Source organism: Acinetobacter bohemicus ANC 3994 (assembly GCF_000367925.1).
Taxonomy (GTDB): domain Bacteria; phylum Pseudomonadota; class Gammaproteobacteria; order Pseudomonadales; family Moraxellaceae; genus Acinetobacter; species Acinetobacter bohemicus.
In genome coordinates this window covers 102,555-120,580 of the sequence record NZ_KB849168.1, presented here as the reverse complement: position 1 = coordinate 120,580, position 18,026 = coordinate 102,555, and the positions used below count along the sequence as shown (strand labels likewise).

At 40.6% G+C, this 18,026-nt stretch carries 17 protein-coding genes; all 17 read left to right on the top strand.

Annotated elements, in window-relative coordinates; genetic code table 11:
* Positions 1 to 794: 794 nt before the first annotated feature.
* A complete protein-coding gene (locus F994_RS08300; protein WP_004649847.1) occupies positions 795 to 2,522 on the top strand; it encodes an acetolactate synthase 3 large subunit in 1,728 nt (575 codons plus the stop codon).
* Positions 2,519 to 3,010, top strand: a complete 492-nt coding sequence (ilvN, locus tag F994_RS08295) for an acetolactate synthase small subunit (RefSeq protein ID WP_004649846.1) — start codon at positions 2,519 to 2,521, stop codon at positions 3,008 to 3,010. The genes F994_RS08300 and ilvN overlap by 4 nt, the downstream gene beginning before the upstream one ends.
* Before the next feature lie 121 nt (positions 3,011 to 3,131).
* Positions 3,132 to 4,148, top strand: a complete 1,017-nt coding sequence (ilvC, locus tag F994_RS08290; protein WP_004649845.1) for a ketol-acid reductoisomerase — start codon at positions 3,132 to 3,134, stop codon at positions 4,146 to 4,148.
* A 280-nt stretch (positions 4,149 to 4,428) separates the two neighbouring features.
* Positions 4,429 to 5,235 (top strand): XAC2610-related protein, encoded by an 807-nt coding sequence (locus F994_RS08285; RefSeq protein WP_004649844.1) that lies wholly within the window; start codon positions 4,429 to 4,431, stop codon positions 5,233 to 5,235.
* Between the two features lie 468 nt (positions 5,236 to 5,703).
* On the top strand, positions 5,704 to 6,987 hold the full coding sequence (locus F994_RS08280; protein ID WP_004649843.1) for a glycosyltransferase family 4 protein: 1,284 nt from the start codon (positions 5,704 to 5,706) through the stop codon (positions 6,985 to 6,987).
* Positions 6,988 to 7,018: 31 nt separating this feature from the next.
* The gene (locus F994_RS08275; protein WP_004649842.1) at positions 7,019 to 7,570 is read left to right on the top strand and encodes a phosphatase PAP2 family protein; all 552 of its coding nucleotides are present in this window, start codon (positions 7,019 to 7,021) and stop codon (positions 7,568 to 7,570) included.
* Positions 7,571 to 7,658: 88 nt separating this feature from the next.
* The gene (gene iscX / locus F994_RS08270; RefSeq protein WP_004649840.1) at positions 7,659 to 7,859 is read left to right on the top strand and encodes a Fe-S cluster assembly protein IscX; all 201 of its coding nucleotides are present in this window, start codon (positions 7,659 to 7,661) and stop codon (positions 7,857 to 7,859) included.
* 119 nt (positions 7,860 to 7,978) lie between these two features.
* Entirely contained in the window at positions 7,979 to 8,410 is a 432-nt protein-coding gene (gene ndk / locus F994_RS08265) for a nucleoside-diphosphate kinase (protein WP_004649839.1), read from the top strand.
* Between the two features lie 123 nt (positions 8,411 to 8,533).
* A complete protein-coding gene (rlmN, locus tag F994_RS08260; protein ID WP_004649838.1) occupies positions 8,534 to 9,769 on the top strand; it encodes a dual-specificity RNA methyltransferase RlmN in 1,236 nt (411 codons plus the stop codon).
* 46 nt (positions 9,770 to 9,815) lie between these two features.
* On the top strand, positions 9,816 to 10,595 hold the full coding sequence (gene pilW / locus F994_RS08255; RefSeq protein WP_004649837.1) for a type IV pilus biogenesis/stability protein PilW: 780 nt from the start codon (positions 9,816 to 9,818) through the stop codon (positions 10,593 to 10,595).
* A complete protein-coding gene (locus F994_RS08250; protein ID WP_004649836.1) occupies positions 10,586 to 11,374 on the top strand; it encodes a helix-turn-helix domain-containing protein in 789 nt (262 codons plus the stop codon). Before pilW ends, F994_RS08250 begins: the two co-directional genes overlap by 10 nt.
* Positions 11,375 to 11,398: 24 nt before the next feature.
* Positions 11,399 to 12,514 carry a flavodoxin-dependent (E)-4-hydroxy-3-methylbut-2-enyl-diphosphate synthase gene (ispG, locus tag F994_RS08245; protein WP_004649835.1) on the top strand — a complete coding sequence of 372 codons (1,116 nt, stop codon included), beginning with the start codon at positions 11,399 to 11,401 and terminating at the stop codon, positions 12,512 to 12,514.
* Between the two features lie 7 nt (positions 12,515 to 12,521).
* Entirely contained in the window at positions 12,522 to 13,817 is a 1,296-nt protein-coding gene (gene hisS / locus F994_RS08240) for a histidine--tRNA ligase (protein ID WP_004649834.1), read from the top strand.
* Positions 13,818 to 13,847: 30 nt separating this feature from the next.
* Positions 13,848 to 14,549, top strand: coding sequence for a YfgM family protein (locus F994_RS08235; protein ID WP_004649833.1), 702 nt, complete (start codon positions 13,848 to 13,850; stop codon positions 14,547 to 14,549).
* Positions 14,549 to 15,697, top strand: a complete 1,149-nt coding sequence (gene bamB / locus F994_RS08230) for an outer membrane protein assembly factor BamB (RefSeq protein ID WP_034696953.1) — start codon at positions 14,549 to 14,551, stop codon at positions 15,695 to 15,697. The genes F994_RS08235 and bamB overlap by 1 nt, the downstream gene beginning before the upstream one ends.
* A gap of 169 nt (positions 15,698 to 15,866) precedes the next feature.
* Positions 15,867 to 17,276 carry a ribosome biogenesis GTPase Der gene (der, locus tag F994_RS08225; RefSeq protein WP_004649831.1) on the top strand — a complete coding sequence of 470 codons (1,410 nt, stop codon included), beginning with the start codon at positions 15,867 to 15,869 and terminating at the stop codon, positions 17,274 to 17,276.
* 89 nt (positions 17,277 to 17,365) lie between these two features.
* The gene (locus tag F994_RS08220) at positions 17,366 to 18,013 is read left to right on the top strand and encodes a 4'-phosphopantetheinyl transferase family protein (protein ID WP_004649830.1); all 648 of its coding nucleotides are present in this window, start codon (positions 17,366 to 17,368) and stop codon (positions 18,011 to 18,013) included.
* Positions 18,014 to 18,026 lie beyond the last annotated feature (13 nt).

Sequence of the window (18,026 nt, the reverse complement as noted above, 5' to 3'; positions counted from 1 at the left end):
GGAAAGAAGTCCTTGTTGTAATAATGAGTGAAGGCTGAGTATGAAATTTAATCAAAATTTCAGTTCTATATTTTATATGCTTTTTATTAATTTACAGAAAAAAAGATAAACGGAGCAATCTAATTAATGATTGCATTAGGCATAAATCAACACTCAGTGAACGCTCATTTTTAAAGCATAAATCGTTAAGTTTTAATTCATTTTTGATCTGCTTATTCATATTCTTAAATGAAAACAATAGCCATCTTTTGAGTAACAGGCGGTGTTATTTAACTTTCCATCATATGCATATAGCTGAAAACCAATAAAACATTAAATTTATTTATTTAATTTATAATATTTTTTTATTAATGGGGCTTGAGGGGTGATGGGGTTGCTGGTTTTTCAAATAAAATTGCAAATGAAAAATCAAACCTGAAAGTGAGAGCTTAGCTTAAAAAATAAACGGTCTGTAAATAAACAGAAAAAAGCCAATTTTTAAACTTGACTTTAATAGGCGAAACCACAAAAATGCGGACTGTAGTTTTATATGCGTTTATTTGATCACCCTTCGAATCAGCGTCATTTTAGCAATGGACTTCTTCTCTAGCCGAGAAGCTGAACAAAGCCAACAAAATATGTTTACCCCAACATGTTTTAGACCCCATATTGCTCAAACAGCAGTCAGGTCAGATTTTTTTCCTATTGCTATGAAAACTATGAAATTTGTGTGCTATAACAATGCAGACAGTTAATGAATTAACCACTACAAATGCCCTCCATTTGTTAGTGAAAAAAGATTAGGGTGAATCACGTTGGAACTTTTATCTGGTGGTGAAATGCTTGTTCGCGCATTGGCGGACGAAGGCGTTGAGCATGTTTTTGGATACCCAGGCGGCGCAGTATTACATATTTATGATGCGCTCTTTCAACAAGACAAAATCAACCATTACCTTGTACGTCATGAGCAAGCTGCTGGTCATATGGCAGATGCTTATTCACGTGTAACAGGTAAAACTGGTGTTGTTCTCGTCACATCAGGCCCAGGCGCAACCAATACTGTAACGCCAATTGCAACGGCATATATGGACTCAATCCCAATGGTGATTTTGTCTGGTCAGGTTGCAACACATTTAATTGGCGAAGATGCATTCCAAGAAACAGACATGGTGGGTGTTTCTCGTCCGATTGTGAAACACAGTTTCCAAGTGCGTCATGCAAGCGAAATTCCTGCTATTATTAAAAAAGCATTTTATATTGCCTCTTCAGGTCGTCCAGGTCCTGTGGTGGTTGATATTCCTAAAGATGCAACCAATCCTGTCGATAAATTCGCTTACGAATATCCTGAAAAAGTGAAGATGCGTTCTTACCAGCCACCTCATCGTGGTCACTCAGGTCAAATTCGTAAAGCCATTGAAGAATTAATTGGTTCTGAACGCCCAATCATTTATACCGGTGGTGGTGTTGTTCAAGGCAATGCAGCTGAATTATTGACTGAGCTTGCTCATCTTCTAAATTACCCAGTAACCAACACCCTGATGGGCTTAGGTGGTTTCCCGGGTGATGATGAACAGTTTGTTGGTATGTTGGGCATGCATGGTACCTATGAAGCCAATATGACCATGCATAATGCAGACGTTATTTTGTGTATCGGTGCGCGTTTCGATGACCGTGTCACCAACAATCCTGCAAAATTCTGTCCAAATGCAAAAGTAATTCATATTGATATCGACCCAGCGACGATTTCAAAAACCATTATGGCGCATATTCCAATCGTGGGTGCAGTAGAACCTGTACTGCAAGAGATGTTGGTTCAATTGAAACAAATGAATGTTTCTAAACCAAATCCTGAAGCGATTGCGGCTTGGTGGTCTCAAATCAATGAATGGCGCAAAGTTCATGGCTTACGTTATGACGCGGGTACGAATGGTGTAATGAAGCCACAACAAGTGGTTGAAGCAATGTATAAAGTGACGAACGGTGAAGCGATCATTACTTCAGATGTTGGTCAGCATCAAATGTTCGGCGCGAACTACTATAAATACAAACGTCCACGTCAATGGATTAACTCTGGTGGCCTAGGCACCATGGGTGTGGGCTTGCCGTATGCAATGGCGGCAAAACTTGCCTTCCCAGAGCAGCAAGTAGTATGTATTACAGGTGAAGCATCGATTCAGATGTGTATTCAAGAATTATCAACCTGTAAGCAGTATGGCTTAAATGTGAAAATTCTGTGCTTGAATAACCAAGCTTTGGGCATGGTGAAACAATGGCAGGATATGAATTACGAAGGTCGTCATTCCAGCTCTTATGTTGATTCACTGCCTGATTTTGCCAAACTCATGGAAGCGTACGGTCACGTGGGTATTCAAATTGACCATGCCGATGAGTTGGAATCTAAGCTTGCTGAAGCGATGGCGATTAATGATAAATGCGTGTTCATTAATGTCATGGTTGATCGTACTGAACATGTTTACCCGATGTTGATCGCGGGTCAATCTATGCAGGATATGTGGTTAGGAAAAGGAGAGCGTACGTCATGAGACATATTATATCGGTACTCGTTGAAAACGAAGCTGGTGCGCTTTCTCGTTTAGTCGGTTTATTTTCTCAACGTGGTTATAACATTGAGACTTTAAATGTTGCACCGACTGAAGATCCAACCATGTCGCGTTTGACTCTCACCACGTATGGTGATGACCATAAAATTGAGCAAATCACCAAGCAACTGAATAAATTGGTTGAAGTGGTGAAAGTGGTTGATTTGTCTGAAGGCGCGCACATTGAACGTGAACTCATGTTGATTAAAGTAAAATCACTTGGCGCGGCACGTGCAGAGATTAAACGTACGGCCGATATTTTCCGTGCGCAAATTGTCGATGTCACACCAACGACCTATACCATTCAAATTGCCGGTACAACTGAAAAGCTCGATGGTTTTATTGATGCGCTTGCAGAAAATACTATTCTTGAAGTGGTGCGTTCAGGTGTTTCAGGTATCGCACGTGGCGAAAAAGTTTTAACGATCTAACAGATTTTAATTTTATTCACACATTCTACTCATCTTATTAGGTGAGGTTCCAAGTCAATGAATACCAATAACATCATTGGCTTGGATAAAAGGAAACAAAAGCATTTAAGCGGAGACAGCAATGCAAATTTTTTATGATAAAGACTGTGACTTATCGATCATCCAAGGTAAAAAAGTAGCAATCATTGGTTACGGTTCACAAGGTCATGCCCATGCGCTTAACCTGAAAGACTCTGGCGTTGACGTAACTGTAGGTTTACGCGCTGGTTCTACTTCTTGGAAAAAAGCTGAAAATTCAGGTCTTAAAGTATCTGAAGTTCCTGCTGCTGTTGCTCAAGCTGACGTGGTAATGATCTTGACTCCAGATGAGTTCCAATCACAGCTTTATCGTGACGTGATTGAACCAAACATCAAGCAAGGTGCAACTTTAGCATTTGCTCATGGTTTCTCTATTCTTTATAACCAAGTTGTACCACGTGCTGATTTAGACGTAATCATGGTTGCGCCAAAAGCACCAGGTCACACAGTACGTTCTGAATACCAACGTGGTTCAGGTGTACCTGACTTAATCGCAATTCATCAAGATGCTTCTGGTAATGCACGTAATCTTGCGCTTTCTTACGCTTCGGGCGTAGGTGGTGGTCGTACGGGTATCATCGAAACTTCATTCCGTGAAGAAACTGAAACTGACCTTTTTGGTGAGCAAGCAGTTCTTTGTGGTGGTGCGGTTGAATTGGTTAAAATGGGTTATGAAACGCTTGTTGAAGCGGGTTATGCTCCAGAAATGGCGTATTTCGAATGCTTGCACGAACTTAAATTGATCGTTGATTTGATGTTTGAAGGCGGTATTGCGGACATGAACTATTCAGTATCGAACAATGCTGAATATGGCGAATATGTAACGGGTACTGAAGTAATCAATGAACAGTCTCGTGAAGCAATGCGTAATGCATTGAAACGTATCCAATCGGGTGAATATGCGAAAATGTTCATTAACGAAGGTGCGTTGAACTACCCATCAATGACTGCACGTCGTCGTCAAAATGCTGCACATGGTATTGAAGTAACAGGTAACAAGTTACGTGCGATGATGCCTTGGATTCAAGCGAATAAAATCGTAGACAAAGAAAAGAACTAAGTTCTAATTTCTAAGTTAAAAAGCCCTTGTTTTATAACAGGGGCTTTTTTTTATACAAAGTTGTGCTTTTCCTCCTTCAAAGTTGTGCTTTTTTTCCTTGCGCTTCATTCAAAGCAGTGCTTTGAATTCGCTCATACCTTGGACTCAAGCAAAAAAAATCGTAGATAAAGAGAAAAACTAAGTTTTTTATTGTGTATTGATTAAAAAAAGACCGCTGATTGGGGCGGTTTTTTTGTGCTACATTACGCATAACAGTTTGCTTTGTTGAGTGTATTGAATCATGAAAACGAAATTGTTGCTTTGTATCGCTACTCTGATTTTTTCCAACTTAAGTCGTGCTGAAATAGTGAATGCGACGGAATTAAAGCCATTCAGTAATGTTCGTGTTTCTATGCAACGCATGTTGCATTCGAAAGAGGATCGCTATTTTCTCAGTTTATATGCGGGCATTTGGAATCCACATGCGACTTTATACGACTTTGTTTATCAGCAGGAGATTAATTTAAAAGGACTACAAAAAGGCGATCAGTTGATATTGAAGTCTGTTGACTCAGCTAATCTTGAAAATGGGCAATATCAATTTACAGGGCTACTTGATTCCAATACCGGTGATCTTAAGGCGCTGCTTTCAAAATCTGATCATAGTTTTGAGCAGTCCATTCAGTTTGAGCCTGTAATCAAAATTTCAAATAAACCCAATTTTATTTTTAAATTTTATGGTCTAGACAACCTGAATGAATCCTATAGCACGGTACTTAAACAGCTCGATGTCGTGAATAAAAATAACAATACGGTTGCACAAAGTTTGACAGGATTTACTGCATTTCCAAAAAGTATTGGTTATATGGATATTAATTTTGATGGGTATTATGACATTGTATTGTCCGATATTTCACAAGGCCGATCGATTAAGGATAAACGTTATATTTATTGGATGTACAATCCAAAAACACAAAAATTTCAACGTTCTCCTCAACTTGAAAAGATCGTAGGGTTTCCTGATTTGCACGGAGAAAAGCAGCAAATTGATTTTGGAAATGGGCAGTTATATCAAGTCGAAAATGGCTTGTTAAATCGGATTGAATAGTCACTCTGGTCTAGTCTAGATCTAGCGTTTAGGCATAACGCGATAAAGATTAATCTGTCGTAGATTGATTTGAGGTACTACAAGTAAGCGTGATAATTCATTTTTTATTAAAAATACTTTTATGATTTAAGTTAATGTTTAGTTGACTGGTATAGATAAAAATGTGAAAACACTTGTACTTGAAGCAGATAAGAAAATATATAGAGTGTCTAGCTTTAAATAGCTTGGAATTAAAAAAACAGGACTTTTTTCTAAGCATCTGGTAAAGCCAGATTTTTGTTTGGTGTTTATGAACCCGTTCAGGCTGAGAAGAACAAAAAGCCTTAGAAATGCAGGTGTGAATCAGTGTGTTTGGATTTGTCTTGAATGTTGAAGCCATCAGACATGTCAATAAAGTGTCATCTAAAAATCATCAAACTGAAAGAAACAACATCTAAACTCATTTTAAAATAACGATATAGGTGTTGTATGACAAATTTGTATGCGACCAGCCTGCTCAAACAACAAGATTTTCCTGAAAGTTTTCAATTTTATTTTAAGAAAAGTAAGCAAGATCATGCACGTGAGGAGATACAAGTTTTACAAGACTTGGTTCGACCACGGCTAAAAATAGCCATCGTCACAGAAACATGGTCGCCAGAAATTAATGGTGTCGCACTCTCTTTGTTACAACTCTGTAAAGGACTGCAAAAACAAGGTCATAAAATCTTATTGATTCGCCCTGAACAAAAGCAGTCTTGTCAGGAATTTTTGCCCAATAAAGAATGTTTAGTCAAAGCCCAATCGATTCCTAAATATCCATCTTTGCAATTTGGTTGGCCGCAATTTTTAAAGGTCTCCAATGCATTGGACGCTTTTGCACCGAATGTGGTGCATATTGTGACAGAAGGACCCTTAGGTTTAAGTGTTTTACAGGCGGCAAAAGCCAAAGGAATTCCTATTTCAAGTGGCTTCCATTCGCCTTTTCAAGAGTTTAGTCGGTTCTTTGATTTGGCCTTTCTGGTGAAGCCGATTCAGCATTATTTACGTTGGTTTCATAACAATACACAAATGACCTGTATTCCAAGTAAAGAGACAGAATATATTTTAAGACAGTTTGGTGTGTCTTGCCCGTTGGTGGTTGTGGGACGTGGTGTGGATATTGCATGTTTTTCTTCAGAACATTACTCGAATGTGTTGCGTCAACAATGGAAGGCCACTTTAGAAACCACGGTCATGCTTTATGTGGGCAGGTTATCGCCTGAAAAGGAAATTGATGTTGTGGTGAATGCTTATCTGGCAATGAAGCAAAGAGCGAAACAGGATATAAAATTGGTTATTGTGGGTGATGGGCCGGATCGTGGTCGTTTAGAAACGCTATGCCAAGGGAGTGATGTTATTTTTACAGGAGTTTTAACCGGTTTGAATTTGGCGCAAGCGTATGCAAGTGCCAATGTTTTTGTTTTTGCCAGTCAGGTTGAAACCTTTGGCAATGTGGTACTTGAGGCGATGGCAAGCGGTTTACCTATTATTGCTTATGATTATGCGAGTGCGCATTTACATGTTAAGCATGCTGAAACAGGGTGGTTAAGTCCCTTAAGTGATGTGAGTAGTTTGATTCAGTCAATCTATGCCTTACCTAATAATCAGCAGTTGAAATCTATGGGGCTTTTAGCCCGAAAAACGGTACAGCATATTGGTTGGCAATATCCGGTACATCAGTTTGAGGAAGCATTGTATGGGGTGGTGAAGGAGATACAAATGACATCCTAAATTTTAAGCCGACGCTTAAAGGAGAATCATGATGAATTTAAAAAAAGTAAAAATAACGGTGCTGGATCTGGATTTAAAAGGTTGCGTATATTTAAATCATTTTTCACACTCACAAACGGTCGCTTATTTTTTTAAAATCATTAGCCGTTTGGGTGATGGTTTATTTTGGTTGACGATGTTGGCTGGTCTTTGGATGTTGGAAGGGTTATTTTATCTGGTACAGCTGTTTTATCTCATCATGAGCGGTTCTATCGGAACGCTGATTTATAAAATTTTAAAACAAAAAACCACACGTCCTCGACCTTATCAAGTGCATCAAGTGATTCGATTACAAGAACAACCACTGGATCACTTTAGTTTTCCATCGGGTCATACTTTACATGCTGTCATGGCAAGTACGGTGTTGGGCTATATACAGCCGATGTTGCTGATTCTAATGTTACCTTTTACCATTTTAGTTGCCATATCACGGATGGTGCTCGGTTTGCATTATCCAAGTGATGTCTTGGTGGGTGCATTGATTGGTGTGGTCATTGCCAGTGGAATTATTTGCGCTGCACCCTTTTTAAATATCATCTTATAAAAATGTGCGTTTTAAAACCGAAAAACTCTTTTTCGATTTTAGGAATTTGTTAAAGTAGCAGTATTCATTTTAGCGCTAAGGAATACCTATGGGTTTACGTTGGACTGACACCATTGATCTTGCCATTGAACTTTCGGAAGCACATCCGGATGTAGATCCACAATGGATTCGCTTTACCGACTTACATGCATGGGTGTGTGCATTGCCAGATTTTAGTGATGACCCGACCAAATCGACAGAAGGCCTGTTGGAAGGGATTCAAATGGCATGGATTGACGAAGCAAACTAATCCCCAGCTTTTCTGCATGTTGAAAAAAGCATTTTTTTTACATATCAAAAGCAGAAAATTGCCCATTATTCGGTATAATGCGCAAAATTTTAACGTCAAATTGACCTAAGGAGCCAATCATGGCTATTGAACGCGCTTTATCTATCGTAAAACCTGATGCTGTTGCTAAAAACAATGTTGGCGAAATTTTTGCTCGTTTTGAAAAAGCGGGTCTTAAAATTGTTGCAACTAAAATGAAACATTTGACTCAAGCTGAAGCTGAAGGCTTCTATGCTGAGCATAAAGAACGTGGTTTCTTTGCTGACCTAGTTGCATTCATGACTTCTGGTCCTGTTGTAGTTTCTGTTCTTGAAGGCGAAAACGCTATTCTTGCACACCGTGAAATCCTTGGCGCAACAAACCCTAAAGAAGCTGCTCCAGGTACAATCCGTGCAGACTTCGCTGTAAGCATCGACGAAAATGCTGCGCATGGTTCTGACTCAGTTGCATCTGCTGATCGTGAAGTTAACTACTTCTTCGCTCAAACTGAGATCTGCCCACGTACTCGTTAATTCGAAGTATTCAAACCAGATAAGTGTTATTATACTTATCTGGTTTTTTTATTCTCTGAATAAAGCTTTGCTCACATATTGAGCTTCTCCTTTCATCTTTAGACATGGTTTAGGTAATTACACATGAGTACTGAAGTAGTCGCTACAGCAGCAATTTCTGCTGAACAGCCACAATCTCCATCCGCTCCGACGCAGCAAAATACTGTTACGAAAGTGAACTTACTTGGCATGTCACGTCTGCAATTGGAAAAATTCTTCGAAGATATCGGTGAAAAAAAATTCCGTGCGGGTCAGGTGATGAAGTGGATTCATCAATTTTTTGTGACTGATTTTGCTGAGATGACCAATATCTCAGGCAAGTTACGTGAAAAACTCGAAAAACTTTGTGAAATTAAAGCACCAGAAGTCGTGCATAAAAATTATTCTAAAGATGGTACGCGTAAGTGGGTGTTTCGTGTTGGAGAAGGCGACGGCTCATTGGTTGAAACCGTTCTGATTCCTGCAGAACATCGTAGTGGTTTACGTCGGACGTTATGTATTTCTTCACAAGTTGGTTGTGCATTGGATTGTTCATTCTGTTCGACCGGTAAACAAGGTTTTCAGCGTGATTTAACCCCTGATGAAATTATTGGCCAATTATGGGTAGCAAACTATTCCTATATGGAAGATGTGCCTGTTGCTGACCGTGAGCGTTCAGTGACCAATGTGGTGATGATGGGTATGGGTGAGCCTCTACTCAATTATGACGCAGTCCTCAGCTCCATGCGCATTATGCTCGACGACTTTGCTTATGGTATGTCTAAACGCCGTGTGACTTTGTCAACTTCAGGTGTAGTGCCAAAAATTGATCAGTTGGTCAAAGATATTGATGTTGCTTTGGCAATTTCATTGCATGCGCCAAATGATGAATTGCGTAACGAATTGGTACCTATTAATAAAAAATATCCGTTAGAGCAATTGATTGCTGCGTGTCAGCGTTATATTGCCAAAGACGGTAATGAAAGTTCACGTAAACACGTGACCATTGAATATGTCATGTTGGATGGCGTGAATGATCATCCTGAACATGCACAGCAAATGATTAAGTTGTTAAAGAACTTGCCGAGTAAAATTAATTTAATTCCATTTAATCCATTCCCGCATGCCCCGTATGGTCGCTCAAGTCGTAACCGTATTATTTCTTTCCAAAAAACTTTGTCTGATGCTGGTTTTGTGTGTACGATTCGTCAGACACGCGGTGATGACATTGATGCTGCATGTGGACAGTTAGTGGGTCAAGTGGCCGATCGTACACGTCGTGCGGAACAGTGGAAGAAAAAAGTAGCGCAGCAGAATGAGATTATGCGCTCGCAAGGATAATAAAGGGGGATGCCAATTGAGAAAGCCCACATATAAATTAGCATTTATGACAGCAATAGCTTTGTCTGCTATTTTTATGACTGCTTGTCAAACACCGACAACAACAATGGGTAAGAAAGACCCTGAAAAGGCTGTTAAAGTTCGTACTCAATTGGCAGCCGAATATATTAAATCTGGGGAGTTGGATTCGGCAAAACGTGCTTTAGATCAAGCACTGGATATCGACTCTCGTGATTCAGCAGCCAATATGATGATGGGAATTTTACTGCAACAAGAGGGCAGTAAAACCAGTATGGATAAAGCAGAAGCCTATTTTAAGCGTGCAATTTCTGCTGATCCTCAAAATGCACAAGCCCGTAACAACTATGGTACTTATTTGTATCAAGTTGAGCGTTATAATGATGCCATTGAGCAGCTTAATGTGGCAGGGACTACACTGGGCTATGATCAGCGTTATAAAGCTTTGGAAAATGTAGGGCGAATTTACTTAAAATTAGGCGATGTTGCGAATGCTGAAAAATCATTCAAACAAGCCCTGCAAGTGAATCGTGATTCCTCTATTTCAATGTTAGAGTTGTCAGAAATTTTTTATTTGAAACAACAGACCGCTGCTGCGACACAATTGTATGAACAATTCGTGCGCGCAGTCGGTCAGAAAAATCAAGGTGCGCGTGCGCTTTGGATTGGTATCCGGATTGCACGCGCAAATAGCGACACGATGGGAATGCAGGAGCTTGTGAATCAATTGCGAGCACTGTTCCCAGAAAGTCCAGAATACCAACGTTATCTGCAATTAAAGTACAGTACTGAGGCCGTATGGAAGTAAATCCTAATTCACAGCAATCGAATGGTTCAAGCGTAGTACCCAATGCATTAGGAAATATTCAGCGTCCAGGTGAGTACTTACGTCAAATTCGAATTGCACAAAAGCGTGAATTAAATGACGCTGCCAAAGATTTGAATATCCCGTTGAAAACTTTGACAGCTTTAGAGCAAGATGACTATAAGGCTTTACCTGAAGCAACCTTTATTAAAGGTTACTATCGCACCTATGCAAAATATTTAAAGGCAGATGCAAGCAGTATTATTCAGCGTTTTGATGAGATTTATCAAAATGATACAGGCTTGTTGCCCAACCACGCTTTAAACAATTCACCAATTAAAATTATGGGTAAACTCTCAGGTTCTAATAGTGATCGTAATAAAAAGTGGTTAAAGCGCTTGGTGATTGCTGGCGTGATTTTGGTGATTTTGGCTGTTGCAACGATGGCCATACAAAATTGGTCAGCCAGCAAAAGTGATAGTCGTGATGTTGCTCCAGCCGAATCAGATGTAGAAGTATTGAATTTAGATAATTCGGCAGCTGTATCTGGTGATCAATTGGAGCTAGAGTTTAGTCAACCAACCTCTGTTCATATTGTCGATTCGACTGGTAAAGTGCTCGCAACAGGTCGTCAATCTGCGACAGTGAAATTGAATGGTGAAACACCGTTCCAAATTCGCCTTGATGATGCATCGGCTGTAACCTTAACCTTGAATAATGAAAAAATTGCCTTGTCACCTTATACAGTGAATGGCAAAGCAGACTTCCGTTTGTCACGTTAATGGGTCAAGAGAAGAGCGATATTTATGATTCAAAATCCAATTAAACGTCGTCCCACGCGTAAAATTCGTGTTGGTTCAGTCTACGTGGGTGGCGATGCACCGATTAGCATCCAAAGTATGACCAATACTGAAACTTGTGATGTGGCTGCAACCGTTGCGCAAATTCAACGTTGTGCCGATGCTGGTGCAGACATCATGCGTGTTTCTGTGCCTTCAATGGAAGCAGCGGCCGCTTTTGGTGAAATTCGTAAGCAAGTGACGGTTCCTTTGGTTGCGGATATTCATTTTGACTATAAAATTGCTTTAGCCGTCGCGGATGCAGGTGCGGATTGTTTACGTATTAATCCGGGTAATATTGGTTCTGAAGCAAAAATTCGTGAAGTGGTTGCAGCAGCAAAATATCATGATATTTCCATGCGTATTGGTGTTAATGCGGGTTCACTGGAAAAAGATATTCAGAAAAAATATGGTGAGCCAACGGGTCAAGCATTGCTTGAGTCGGCAATGCGTCATATTGATATTTTAGATCGTTTGAATTACCAAGAATTTAAAGTCTCGGTTAAAGCATCAAATGTGTTTTTAACCATGGATGCCTACCGTCTGTTGTCTCAACAGATTGATAATCCGTTGCATTTGGGTGTCACCGAAGCAGGGATTTATCGTACTGGTTCAGTGAAATCTGCAATTGCATTAGGTGGTCTATTGATGGAAGGCATCGGTGATACGATGCGTATTTCATTGGCTGCTGACCCTGAAGAAGAAATCAAGATTGGTTTTGATATTTTAAAATCGCTGAGCTTGCGTTCCAATGGCATTAACTTTATTGCTTGTCCAAGTTGTTCACGTCAAGAATTTAACGTGATTGCTGTGATGCAAGCTTTAGAAGAACGTTTAGAAGATATTCGTACCCCAATGGACGTATCTGTGATTGGGTGTAAAGTGAATGGCCCGGGCGAAGCCAAAGAAGCCGATATTGGCGTTGTGGGGGCTGCACCGCGTTCACTGGTCTATCGTAATGGTGAAAAAAGCCATTTAATTGATACTAATCAGTTGGTTGATGAAATCGAAACGATGGTTCGTCAACGTGTAATAGAGCTTGAAGAAGCTAAATCTAAAGAAATTATTCGCACAAGTTTTTGAGTAGTTCATGAGTTCAATTGTCGCAATCAAAGGTTTTAATGATGTTCTGCCAACGCAAACTGCTGCGTGGAGACGTCTTGAGCAACATTTAGCATCACTTATGGATGCGTATGGTTATCAGCAGATTCGTTTGCCTATCGTTGAACAAACCAATTTGTTTAAACGCTCAATTGGTGACGCGACGGATATTGTCGAAAAAGAAATGTATACGTTTCTGGACAAAGGTAATCCACCTGAGTCTTTGACTTTACGTCCAGAAGGAACAGCGGGCTGTGTTCGTGCCATGCTTGAGCATAATTTGCTTCGCGGTGCGACCCCGCGTGTGTGGTATATCGGTCCAATGTTCCGTTATGAAAAACCACAAAAAGGACGTTACCGTCAGTTTCATCAGTTTGGTGTGGAAACATTTGGTGTGGCTACGCCTGACCAAGATGCTGAATTGATTCTGATGACCGCACGTTTGTGGAAACGCATGGGTGTTGCCGATAAAGTTCAGCTTGAACTGAATACTTTGGGTGAGTCGGACGAACGCGCAGAATACCGTGCTGCACTGGTTGAATTCTTGAATCAGCATAAAGCTGAATTAGATGAAGATTCACAGCGCCGTTTAACCACCAATCCACTGCGTATTTTGGATTCTAAAGACGCGCGTACACAACAAATCCTTGAAAATGCACCAAAATTGCATGACTTCATGGGTGAAGACAGCATGAATCACTTTGCGACCTTACAGCAGTATTTAACTGAAGCAGGCGTAGAGTTTGTGATTAACCAAAAATTGGTACGTGGTCTCGACTACTACAACAAAACAGTTTTTGAATGGACGACGACACATTTAGGTTCACAAGGCACCATCTGTGCAGGCGGTCGTTACGATGGTCTGGTGGGTCAATTGAAAGGCAAGGCCGATCAATCTGTACCTGCTGTTGGTTTTGCCATGGGGATGGAGCGTTTATTGCTTCTACTTGAGCAAGTTGAAGACCAGACATCAGTACGTGATTGCGAAGTGTTCTTATTGTCAGATGCTGCATTGCAAGGTAAGGCATTGGTTCTTGCAGAACAAATTCGTAACCAACTTGAAGCAGAAAATAGTCATATTCGTCTGAAAGTGGGTTCACAAGGTTCGATGAAGAGCCAAATGAAAAAAGCAGATCAGTCCGGTGCTATTTTTGCTGTGATTGTCGGTGAGCGTGAGTGGGAAGCGCAGCAATTAACCGTGAAAGAATTGGCGACTGCCGAGCAAACTGAAGTTGCTGTGGTAAATGTTGTACCATTCTTCATTCAAAAATTTTCTTCAAAATAAGCTTAAAAAACATAAGGAAAAGGTAATCACATGAACGCATTGAGTGATGATGAACAACTTGATAGCTTAAAATCTTTCACTAAAAAATATGGTTCTGCCATGATTAGTGGGATTCTAATTGCGTTGATTGCCTTTTTCGGTTGGGAATATTGGCAGAAGAAAAATTTGGCTGAATCACAAATGGAAACAGCTAAAGTTCAACAGTTGATGGATGACGCGAAGAATGCACAAGGCAATGCCAATGTATTTAATGCACTATCTGCAACTGCGGACAAAATTGTCAAAGACGCGCCCGATTCTGCACAAGCTATTCAAACGCAATTGCTCATGGCGAAATTGGCTTATGACAAAGCGGATTATGCACATGCAGAACGCGCATTGAAAAAAGTTGAAAATTCTAAGCTAAATGATACTGGCTTGGTTCAAGTGGTTAAATTGCGCTTGGCGTATGCTCAGCTTGCTCAAAACAAATATGATGAGGCCATTAAAACTTTATCTTTGGTGACCGATCCTGCTTTTAAAGCGACAGCCGATGAAGCACGTGGTGATGTGTATGTTGCTAAAAATGATATCGAAAATGCGAAAAAATCTTATCAAAGTGCATGGGATGCACTGGTTGAACGCCAACAAGAACGTCAAATTTTACAAATTAAACTCGAAAGTGTCGGCGTTTTAGTTGATGATCCTGAAGTTGAACGCCCAATTTTAGAAACACAAGTGGATGAGTCATGATGGATAGAAAATATAAAATACCTTTTGCGCTAACAATTTTAACCTTTGCACTTGTTGGCTGTTCAACAAATAAAATTAAAGTGGAGAAGGTTAAACCCAATCCATTACCAAAACTCGCCCAAGCAAAAAGCCTTGTTCCTGTATTTTCTCAGAGTGTTTCTTCAACCAGTGAAGAAGACCCATTACGTCTGCGTTTAGATGTGGACAATGGGGTGGTTTTCGCCCTTGATCCTAAAGGTGAAGTGAGCGCTTACCAAGGAAAACAACGTCTATGGGAAAAACAAGTTTCTAAACAGGGCTTAAGCTCTGGTGTAGAAGCAAGTGAAGGGACGGTTGTTGTTGGTAACAAAAAAGGTCAACTCTTTGCACTTGATCAAGCCACAGGTGAGCAAAAGTGGACAGCGCAGTTGTCAGGTGCGCTATTGTCGGCTTCATTGATTCAATCTGGTCGCGTGATTAGTGTCACCAATGACGGTACTGTTTATGCTCATGATCTGGCGACAGGTCAGCAAGTTTGGACATACAACTTGCCGAATGTACAATTTAGTTTGCGTGGCATGGCATCACCTGTTGCACTGGATTCGCGTACAGTCTTGATTGCTTCATCCAATGCTTATGTTTATGCGCTTGATGTGTTAAGTGGCATTCCGCGTATGCAGCGCCGCGTTGCCGTCAGTGAAGGTCGTTCAGATATTCAACGTCTGAATGATATTGATGGTGATCCAGTGGTTGCAGGACAACTTCTGGTGACGACCAGTTTTCAAGGACAAGTCACTGTGACTGACTTAGCTTCACAGCAAGTGGTGTGGAGTGAAGATGCGAGCAGTATTTTACGTCCAGAAGTGTTTAATAACACCGTTTATGTTGCTCAAGCCGATGGCAAAATCACAGCTTATGCACTGACAACGGGTGAACAATTATGGCAAAACGACAGTTTGCTGAATCGTCAATTAAGTAATCCTGTTGTACTTGGACAAGACCTTGTAGTGGGTGATTTAGATGGTGTATTACACTTAATCGATCCGACTTCTGGACAACTGATTGGTCGTTCAAAAACCAGTGGTGAAGTGCGTTCATTACGTGTAATTGATAATCAGCTGTATGTTTCCACTCGAAAGGGTGCGTTAAGCGTTTGGCAGAATCGTTAATTTTGTTCTAGCTTATGTTAAACTAGGCGAAATCCGTATTTTTTGAACACGGGGTATTTGAAAATTTTCAATGCCCCGTGTTTTATTTAGTTATTTATATTTTATTTTCTTCCATTGTTTCTGATGTTCAGACCAGTCTCACTGGCTGATTTTGAATAAAGGTTAATCTATGAAACCCGTAATTGCGCTCATTGGTCGTCCGAACGTCGGAAAATCAACGTTATTTAATCAGATTACCAAGAGCCGTGATGCACTCGTTGCTGACTTTGCCGGTCTTACCCGTGACCGTAAATATGGCGATGCCGTTTTCCAAAATAAATCATTTATTGTTGTCGATACTGGTGGTATTGGCGAAAGTGAAGCTGGTATTGATGCCTATATGGCAGAACAGTCTAAAACAGCCATCAATGAAGCCGATATTATTGTTTTTGTTGTCGACGCACGCGCAGGACTACTTGCATCTGATGAACAGATTGCCCGTGAAATTCGTACTTTAGGTAAAAAAGTTTACCTCGTGGCGAATAAAGTCGATGGCGTTCATGCTGAAGCTGCTGTGGTTGAGTTTTATCAACTTGGCTTTGGTGAGCCATTACACGTTGCGGCCAGTCATGGTCGTGGTGTGGCGCAGATGCTTGAGGAAGTGCTTGAAGACGTTCCTGAAGATGCTGATGAAGCTGAACACGATAAAGCAACAGGTTTACGTTTAGCGGTCATTGGTCGCCCTAACGTCGGTAAGTCGACTTTGGTGAACCGTTTACTGGGCGAAGAACGTGTTGTAGTTTTCGACATGCCTGGAACCACGCGTGATTCTATTTATATTCCGTATGAACGCAATGAAAAGAAATATACCTTGATTGACACTGCGGGTGTGCGTCGTAAAGGTAAAGTAGATGAAATGATTGAGAAATTCTCAATTGTTAAAACTTTACAAGCGATTAAAGATGCGCATGTTGTGGTGGTGGTCTTGGATGCACGTGAAGGCGTGGTTGAGCAAGATCTCCATTTAATCGGTTATGCTTTAGAAGCCGGCCGAGCAATGGTGATTGCCATCAATAAATGGGACAACATGTCGGACTATGACCGCAAGCAATGTAAGCTTGACGTTGATCGTCGTTTTGACTTTATTCCATGGGCAAAAGTGCATTTGATTTCTGCATTGCATGGTACGGGTGTGGGTGAGTTATATCCTTCAATCCACCGTGCTTATGATTCTTCGCATTTAAAAGTTTCACCTGCGAAAATCACGCAAATTTTGAATGATGCGACTGAAGCACATCAACCGCCTATGATTAGCGGTCGTCGTATTAAAATGCGTTATGCGCATATGGGTGGACAAAATCCACCAACGATTGTGGTGCATGGTAATAAGGTGGATAAAACCCCAGCAGATTATCGCCGCTATCTTGAAAACGTATTCCGTAAAGTCTATAAACTTGAAGGGACACCAGTTCGAATTGAGTTTAAAACGTCTGAAAATCCATTTGAAGGTCGTAAAACGCAAATTGATGAACGCGTGGCAGCACGTAAACGTCGTTATGTGCAGAAATTTAAAAAGGCTGCTAAGAAATATAAAAGCTAATTGATCTGCTCTGGATTGAACAAAGCCCGAAGTTTACTTTGGGCTTTGTTCTTTTAAGATGTGATTCTATTTTTGATCAGGTGATTCATATGACCAGACTGATACGCGTAGATGTGGATACACTGGAACATATTGTACCGTTATCTCAAACATTGGATCGTAAGGCTAAAATTCAGCTGCAAAAGCAGGCCGTCTATGATTATCGCAATCAATTGTTGTCCAAGCAATTACATATTGTGCTGCAACAAGATGATTTTTCTAAGACCGAGTATGGCAAACCGTATTTAACCAATTTCCCCAAATTTTATTTCAATCATAGTCATAGTCAAAAACATTATGCTTTGGCAAGCAGTACGCAGATGCACGATTTAGGTGTGGATGTTGAAGACTTAGACCGCAAAGTGCGCTTTGAAGCTTTAGCAGAGCATGCTTTTCATGCCAATGAATTACAACACTGGCATGCGCTAGAACAAGACCGAAATTATTGGTTTAAGGTCTGGACCACCAAAGAAGCGGTCTTAAAAGCCGCAGGCCTAGGGGTGCGTTTGAACTTAAAGGAATTAGAAACGCGGGTACATCCAATCCATGATGGTGGATTATGTCATCATCCCTTAATTGGTACATTTGCCTATCAAAACTTCCATTTAGCTCAGGTCATGCTTACGGTTGCATGGCGTTCTGAAGCATCCTGTCAAGGCTTTGCTTTTCCCAAAATTCAAATTATTTCTGCGCTATAGTGTGTTAATCATC

Coding starts and splice junctions, on each gene's coding strand:
- rlmN (WP_004649838.1), top strand. CDS start 8,534: ATGAGTACTGAAGTAGTCGCTACAGCAGCAATTTCTGCTGAACAGCCA.
- F994_RS08275 (WP_004649842.1), top strand. CDS start 7,019: ATGAATTTAAAAAAAGTAAAAATAACGGTGCTGGATCTGGATTTAAAA.
- der (WP_004649831.1), top strand. CDS start 15,867: ATGAAACCCGTAATTGCGCTCATTGGTCGTCCGAACGTCGGAAAATCA.
- ilvN (WP_004649846.1), top strand. CDS start 2,519: ATGAGACATATTATATCGGTACTCGTTGAAAACGAAGCTGGTGCGCTT.
- F994_RS08250 (WP_004649836.1), top strand. CDS start 10,586: ATGGAAGTAAATCCTAATTCACAGCAATCGAATGGTTCAAGCGTAGTA.
- ilvC (WP_004649845.1), top strand. CDS start 3,132: ATGCAAATTTTTTATGATAAAGACTGTGACTTATCGATCATCCAAGGT.
- ispG (WP_004649835.1), top strand. CDS start 11,399: ATGATTCAAAATCCAATTAAACGTCGTCCCACGCGTAAAATTCGTGTT.
- F994_RS08220 (WP_004649830.1), top strand. CDS start 17,366: ATGACCAGACTGATACGCGTAGATGTGGATACACTGGAACATATTGTA.
- pilW (WP_004649837.1), top strand. CDS start 9,816: ATGACAGCAATAGCTTTGTCTGCTATTTTTATGACTGCTTGTCAAACA.
- bamB (WP_034696953.1), top strand. CDS start 14,549: ATGGATAGAAAATATAAAATACCTTTTGCGCTAACAATTTTAACCTTT.
- F994_RS08235 (WP_004649833.1), top strand. CDS start 13,848: ATGAACGCATTGAGTGATGATGAACAACTTGATAGCTTAAAATCTTTC.
- F994_RS08285 (WP_004649844.1), top strand. CDS start 4,429: ATGAAAACGAAATTGTTGCTTTGTATCGCTACTCTGATTTTTTCCAAC.
- hisS (WP_004649834.1), top strand. CDS start 12,522: ATGAGTTCAATTGTCGCAATCAAAGGTTTTAATGATGTTCTGCCAACG.
- F994_RS08280 (WP_004649843.1), top strand. CDS start 5,704: ATGACAAATTTGTATGCGACCAGCCTGCTCAAACAACAAGATTTTCCT.
- iscX (WP_004649840.1), top strand. CDS start 7,659: ATGGGTTTACGTTGGACTGACACCATTGATCTTGCCATTGAACTTTCG.
- ndk (WP_004649839.1), top strand. CDS start 7,979: ATGGCTATTGAACGCGCTTTATCTATCGTAAAACCTGATGCTGTTGCT.